Annotated in this window: 6 protein-coding genes; 1 reads left to right on the top strand and 5 read right to left on the bottom strand. The window is 46.8% G+C overall.

From position 1 onward, the window contains the following. Positions 1-8: 8 nt before the first annotated feature. From glmM to cdaA, 4 genes are all read right to left on the bottom strand, one after another. A complete protein-coding gene (gene glmM, locus AC1U9U_RS00580; RefSeq protein WP_479958592.1) occupies positions 9-1,346 on the bottom strand; it encodes a phosphoglucosamine mutase in 1,338 nt (445 codons plus the stop codon). Positions 1,347-1,436: 90 nt separating this feature from the next. Next, a complete protein-coding gene (locus tag AC1U9U_RS00575; RefSeq protein WP_479958591.1) occupies positions 1,437-3,041 on the bottom strand; it encodes an NAD(P)/FAD-dependent oxidoreductase in 1,605 nt (534 codons plus the stop codon). A gap of 48 nt (positions 3,042-3,089) precedes the next feature. Continuing rightward, complete coding sequence (locus AC1U9U_RS00570) at positions 3,090-4,373, bottom strand: CdaR family protein (RefSeq protein ID WP_479958590.1); 1,284 nt, start codon at positions 4,371-4,373, stop codon at positions 3,090-3,092. A gap of 2 nt (positions 4,374-4,375) precedes the next feature. Then, positions 4,376-5,188 carry a diadenylate cyclase CdaA gene (cdaA, locus tag AC1U9U_RS00565; RefSeq protein WP_479958589.1) on the bottom strand — a complete coding sequence of 271 codons (813 nt, stop codon included), beginning with the start codon at positions 5,186-5,188 and terminating at the stop codon, positions 4,376-4,378. 302 nt (positions 5,189-5,490) lie between these two features. On the opposite strand from cdaA, the gene AC1U9U_RS00560 reads away from it, so the two are divergent. Next, the gene (locus tag AC1U9U_RS00560; RefSeq protein ID WP_479958588.1) at positions 5,491-5,814 is read left to right on the top strand and encodes a nucleotide pyrophosphohydrolase; all 324 of its coding nucleotides are present in this window, start codon (positions 5,491-5,493) and stop codon (positions 5,812-5,814) included. On the opposite strand, the gene AC1U9U_RS00555 is transcribed toward AC1U9U_RS00560, so the two are convergent. Next, positions 5,811-6,959: a DUF362 domain-containing protein gene (locus AC1U9U_RS00555; protein WP_479958587.1), complete on the bottom strand. Its 1,149-nt coding sequence runs from the start codon at positions 6,957-6,959 to the stop codon at positions 5,811-5,813. The two genes, AC1U9U_RS00560 and AC1U9U_RS00555, sit on opposite strands and share 4 nt — an antisense overlap. Positions 6,960-7,251: the final 292 nt, after the last annotated feature.

Below are 7,251 nucleotides of genomic sequence, written 5' to 3'. Positions count from 1 at the left end.
ATTTGTATCTATAGTTCTTCCCGCTTAATAATATCAACAACTGATTGAGCAAGGCTTATTAATTGCTCATGATCCTGCCCCTCCACCATGACCCGAACCAAGGATTCTGTTCCTGAAGGACGAACCAAGACCCGCCCCCGGTCTCCTAAGAAGCGTTTGACTTCCTCAACCTTTTGCAAGACATAGGGGTTTTCCATGGCTGTCTTTTTATCCTTAACTTTTACATTGATTAGGACCTGAGGCAGGCGTTCCATTTGGCAAGCCAACTTAGAAAGGGATTTGCCCTGTTCTTTGAGCACTGCCATCAATTGAAGAGCGGTAAGCAGTCCATCCCCGGTAGTATTATGCTCAAGGAAAATAATATGTCCGGATTGTTCACCGCCTAGCTTGGCTCCCGTCTTCAGCAGCGCTTCCATTACATAACGGTCACCAACTTGAGTCTCAAAAATTTTAACCCCGGCCTCTTTAAGGGCAATATGCAACCCTAGATTACTCATGACGGTGACCACGATAGCATTCTCCGCCAGCTTGCCTTTGGCCTTTAAAGCCAAGGCACAGATAACCATGATGAAATCCCCATCAACGATTTCGCCCTTTTCATCCACGGCAATCAGGCGATCGGCATCCCCATCATTAGCCAGCCCTAGATCTGCTTGATATTTTATGACAGCTTGCTGAAGGGCTTCAGTATGAGTGGAACCACAGCCTGCATTAATGTTCACCCCATCAGGGTTAACAGATATGGGGATAACCTCGACTCCTAATTCATGAAGAACCCGTGGGCCCACCCGGAAAGCCGCCCCATTGGAGCCATCATAGACTACTTTTAAACCCTCAAGAGAACCTACCGTTCCTTTGAGAAAGTCAATATATTGGCGCTCAGCATCAGCCACCTCAATGACTCGTCCGACATCACCGCCAATAGGAATATCCCAGGGTCTTTCTTTGCTTAGTACCAGTTCTTCGATCTCTTCCTCTACCGCGTCGGGAAGTTTGTAGCCGGTAGCGGAAAAGAATTTTATGCCATTATCTTGAACCGGGTTATGAGAAGCTGAGATAACAACCCCAGCACTGGCTTCTAAAGTATGGGTCAGATAAGCAATCCCCGGAGTAGGCAGGACTCCCACCCGTAAAACATCTGCTCCCACGGAACAAATTCCGGCGATAAGGGCAGCTTCCAACATGTCACCGGAGATCCGGGTATCTTTACCGATTACAATACGAGGGTGGGGGTGTTCTTTGCTCAAAACATAAGCGCCGGCTTGACCTAAACGAAAAGCCAAGTCAGGGGTTAGTTCCTTATTCGCTATACCCCGCACCCCATCCGTTCCAAATAGTTTACCCAAGTAACCCTACCCCTTCCTAAAGCTTAATTCTATCCTATTCTATTCCCCACTAATAGACTCTAAAACTCAAAAGTATCTGACTCCGATTTTTTAATCGGCGGGATAATATTGAGCCATAACCCGCTCGGCACTCCGTATACCATCCACTGCCGCACTCATAATTCCCCCGGCATAACCCGCCCCTTCACCGGCAGGAAATAACCCTGCCAGGTTCACCGCTTCCCCGGTCTTTTCCCGAGTAATGCGCACCGGAGCACTGGTACGGGTCTCAATACCTGTTAAGGTCCCTTTTTCATCAATATAACCTTGTATTTTCCGACTGAAGGAAAGGAGTGCACGATCCAAAACATCCCCGACAGCTTGAGGTAAAATTGTGTGCAGTTCCACTGCCTCGATCCCCGGAGTATAACTTGGGGGTAAAAAATATTCCCCCGTGACCCTTCTGGCTAAAAAATCTTGAACACTTTGGGCCGGGGCTTTATAATCCCGGCCCCCAGCCAAGAAAGCCTGCTGCTCCCAATACTCCTGAAACCTTATACCTGCAAGAGGATGATCCTCTTGAAAATCTTCTTTCCCAACAGTAACCACTAAGGCACTATTGGCCACACCTGTGGCACGCCTGTATTCACTCATGCCGTTGGTGACTAACCGCTCCTCTTCCGAGGCTGCCGCTACCACTTTTCCGCCCGGACACATGCAAAAAGCATAGGCCCCTCGCCCGGTTGTTGAATCCTGATAGGTAAGCTGATAATCGGCAGGGCCTAATTTAGGATGGAATTCAATCCCATATTGGGATAAGTTGATCAGTTCCTGCGGGTGTTCAACCCGCAGCCCGATGGCAAAGGCCTTCTGCTCCAGATGAACTCCTTGGTCCAGTAGTAAACGATAGGTCTCCCGAGCACTGTGCCCAATTGCTAAGATTACCGCTTCCGCAGGAATCACTTCGCTGTGATTGACCTCGACCCCGGTAATCTTCCCCCTTGCTTGGCGTAGACCTGTTAACTTTGCCCGAAAACGCACTTCTCCACCCAAAAGCTGGATTTTCCGCCGCATCCCCCGAGTGACTTCTTTCAAAATATCTGTTCCAATATGAGCCTTCGCTAAATAGAGGATCTCCGGCGGAGCCCCCTGTTCCACAAAGGTCTCCAAGACCTCGGTGATTCGAGAATCCGAAATGCGGGTAGTTAACTTCCCATCGGAAAAGGTTCCCGCTCCCCCTTCGCCAAATTGAACATTGCTTTCAGTGTCAAGCAGTCCGGTTTGCCAGAATTTCTCCACTTTCCGGGTCCGGGTTTCCACATCATCACCACGCTCTAAAACCAAGGGGGCATAACCCCTTTTGGCTAAAGCCAAGGCAGCAAAATATCCCGCCGGTCCGGCCCCAATGATTATGGGGCGATGGTTCAATTTCTTAGCGGGCTTAACTAATAATTTCGGCTCAACCTGTGGTTCAGGTTTGAGCTCCGGAACCCGATGTAAAACTCGTCCCACTTCTTTATACGGTATTTCCAGGGAAAATCCGAGGGTATAAACGAAAAACAATTGAGGCTTTTTACGAGCATCGATTGAGCGGCGCAGGATTCGCAGGTTAGAAATGCTCATTTGCGGAACTTTTAGCTTACGAGCCACAAGCAAAGGAAGATCGCGTTCATCCTCTTCTACCGAAACTCGTAAATTAGTCCAAATAAGATTCAACGATTTTTCCTCCACTTGGCAAAAGATACATCTCTTTTAACTCTTACTCTACCGGGTTATCCCGGTGGTCACAGAAGTTCCCGGTGTCTCCGGATGTTCCGGCGGAGCCTCTTTCGTCTTTAAGGTATAGGTAATATCCGGTACGGAAACCATCTCAACTCCGGCAGGAAGCTGCCAGAAGATCTTACCGGCATGTTCGCCGGGTGCTTTCCCACCGGCATCCAGCCATAAATTTATCTGATCTTTTGTCAATTGATCGAGAATTTCCGGGTAAGCCTTCACAGTCACACTGATCGCCGGAAGAGGCTTTTCTAGAACCAGCACTTCGGAAAGGTTTTTAAGGGAAATCGGCAAGTCGTAAAGAGTTTTATGCTGAATTGTCTTACCCATTTCCACAATTACCGAAAAGGTCCTTCTGGAATCAAAACTTATTCCCTCCGGTAAAGTTACTTTATCGGATGATATCTCAAAAGTTTTACTCTCCGCAATACCGTTGATATCCACCGGACCAAGATTTAGAACCTCAAAACCCTTAAGCACATCCGCTTCCCCAAAAACTTGAACACCACCGGGAACCACTTGGACAGAGCGCACTTCCATCCCCTCTGCCGGATTACCTGTAAGGGGCCCAGCCTTTAAGGGTATCATTTTGCTTTCCAGCTCCTTTGCGACAATGGGGACAATAATGTCTACACTGGACGGGCTGGAGGTAATAGTCTCTACACTAGGATCAGGACCAAAGATTGGCTGTCCTTTTTCATCCCGGAAAAGAAGGGGTCTTGAGACCTGAACAGTTTCACTTGCCCCGGCAACACTAAGATGAACAAGAACCTTGTCTACGGAATTCAAAAGGCTGCTGGGCCCTCTGACATTTACCACATTAGGCTTAACAATGGGCTCTCCCACCTTTTTCCCAACCGCCGGTGTATCTGCAACATCCACTGTAACCGGGAGCATTTTTTCTTCAATTGTATCCAATTGGAGAGTGACTACTTTTGGCGATATCTCCACGATTGTTATATTGGGGATGGGGACCATTTTAACCTCATAGTCATGGACACCCGGTTCGCTGCCGCTGAGATCCACATAAGCATAGAGCTCATTGATATTGACACTGGGATTATATCCTTCCAGCTTGACCTTAACCGAAGGCAGTTTAGTCATGATCATGGAATTGGCTGGAATATTTTTAGTAACTAAGGATAAGGTGAGGGGCTGATTGCGATCCAGGGTCTGCCCATTACCTTGGCTGGTTACCCAGAGCCAAAAAAGAGTGGCCAGTACTAAGGAAATTAGTTTGTAGCCTAAGTTGCGCTGTAACATCTCTTTCATAATTATGACCTCCAAAAGGGTACATGACTTTTGGTCGCCGTGTCAACTTGAAGCTCTCGACTAAGCAATTCTCTGAGATTTTTCTCATCGAGAAAACGGGTCAGAACCCCATCGATGGATACAGATATTGCCCCTGTTTCCTCGGAAACGATAATGACAATGGAATCCGATACTTCGGTGAGACCAATAGCAGCTCTATGGCGTGTTCCAAGATCTTTTTGAATGGTATTACTTTCGGAAAGAGGTAAAAAGCACCCTGCCGCTGCCACGCGATCGCCTCGGATAATGACTGCTCCATCATGAAGAGGAGTATTAGGAATAAAAACATTGAGTAAGAACTCTGAAGAAACCACACCATCGATTTTAATACCGGTCTCCACATAATTTTGAAGCCCTGTAGTCCGCTCTATGGCGATTAAGGCCCCAATCCGGTTCTTGGACAGTACTTGAGTACACCGTACCAGCTCATCAATAACCTGAATCATGGCTTCAGAACCCACATTTTGAGGATGGCGCACGAAAAATTTACCCCGTCCAATCTGTTCCAAAGCACGACGGAGCTCCGGCTGAAAGACAACCGGCAAGGCGATAAATAACATCGACCAAAGTCGGTCCAATAGCCAACCAATGGTGGGCAGCTCAAGATACTGGGCAATATTCGAGATAATAAGCAAAACAAGAATACCCTTGAGAAGCTGAACGGCACGAGTTCCCTTAATCAGCATTAAAAGCTGGTAAAGGACAATGGCCACGACCGCAATATCCAAAATTGTTCGCCATTCGAAAGACGATTGAAGTTGAGTAAGAAAACTCACGGTCCACCTCCTCTGCTTTTTAGCCTCTCCATTCGATTCTACATGGAGAGCCTGATTCCCTTGCTTATCCCAAGAAATTATTTTACACTTTAATAAAAGTAAATAAAAGCTCTATTTAGAGAACTTCTTATTAAGAATTCATTAATTTTTCAGTATTGGGTCAAGATACTTCACTGCGTTCAGTATGACATCCTGTAATGTCATCCTGTAATATCATCCTGTAATGTCATCCTGAGCGGGAGCGAAGGATCTTTTTCTAAGTCGGAAATATTTAGGTTAATCTTATATTGGGAGGCACAACAATGGAAATCAAAGATTGGCAAAAACAAGTTGACGATTGGATTTCGCAATTCGAAGAAGGTTATTGGCAACCTTCTTCCATGATGCTCCGCCTTACCGAAGAAGTAGGGGAACTGGCCCGGGAAGTCAATCACCGCTATGGCGAAAAACCCAAAAAGCCCAATGAGCCGGAAGGAGATCTAGCCCTAGAAATGGCTGATATTCTCTTCATTATTATTTCCATGGCTAATTCCCTCAACATTGACCTGGAAGATGCCTTCGCCCGCATGATGGAAAAGTACCGGGTAAGGGATAGCAATCGCTGGACAAGAAAAGAAGAAAGCTAACGAAACAGCGTTCTGGCCAGCCTTGGCTTGCGAATCTCCACCGCTTGATGAGGACATAGCTCTTGACAACAAAAACAACGGATACAGGCTTCGAGATCTAGCTCGGGCCTTTTTTTATCGTTAAAGGATAAGGCTTTGGGCGGACAATTCTTCACGCAGTCGGCACAGCCCACACATTGATCATGATGAAAAACCGGTCGTGGGCGTACCCTATTCAAAATGAAAGTTTTTACCCCTTTAGGAAAAGGTACAAGATCGATAAAGTTTACGGACACGGACTTGGGGACTTGAAAGTCCTGGATGCGCCAGATGGAACGAGGGTCCCCGATTAAGCTTACTTCTTCGATCCGGCTGGCAAAATCTCTTCCACGGGCAGCCATTATCGTGGGAACCCGCTCCGGCTTAAGACCGATTAAATGAGTGGCCGCCACATCCAGGGCGAAGGGATCCTCACTGATCAGCAACGCACCTACTGCGCGGGGTTTACCCGCGGAGGGACCATCTCCCTCCATCCCCACGACTCCATCCATAATGCTTAAAGCAGGTTTGACCCAAGTAACGATATCGACCAAAAGATCGGCAAATTGCTTCACCTCCGGCATCTTGAAGTGATACTCCGCTTTAAGCAGTCCTGGGATAACACCAAAAAGATTCTTCACAGCCCCGGTAAAGGTCATCATCCCATGGGTCTTTAGTTTGGATAAGGAAATAACCACATCGGCATCATAAATGCTCTTAGTTATCGTTAAGCTCCTGACTAATTTTCCCTCGGGATGAGTAACGGTTTCTTGACCGACATCTAGATTTAACTCCGCTCCCGTTCGTTCCGCAACTTCTTTTAAACCGGAACGGGCATAAATCCCTTGCAAAGCTCCCACAGTGTAGGGTCCCCCTGGGCTATCGCCGATCACCGGAATGCCACCGGCTTCCTGAACAAGATGGACAACAGCTTCCACAACCCTGGGATGAGTGGTGACGGCCTCTTCGGGACGCTTTTTCATAAGTAGGTTCACCTTTAAGAAGACTCTTTGGCCCGGCTTAACGAAAGCCTCCATCCCTCCTAATTCTTGCAATCCGCTTCTTAATAATTCCTCCACACCCGAAGTGTATTCCGGGCAATATTTTAAAACGACTTTGGAGCTCACTTGCTCACAACCTCTCAGCAATTACTCTTAACCCCAAAATTCAGCTTTAGGAATTCGTATTTAATGATAAGACCAAAACTCCTTATTAGAATTCAAATTAAGGTATTAAAAATAGCCCTAGTTAAATTTTACTCCAATTACAGGTACTTATGTAGATATCTATTATAACTCTTTTATGTGACCTTGGGAAATTTCCAGCCTTTGTGCACCTTTGCCATTAATAAACTAACAACTCCAATCACGTAAAAGGGTTGGAAAGATGTACTACTAGGTTTCACAGCTTGGTAATGTT

The sequence above is a fragment of the Desulfitobacterium sp. genome, from assembly GCF_982384815.1.
This window is presented reverse-complemented; position numbering and strand designations above follow the sequence as displayed.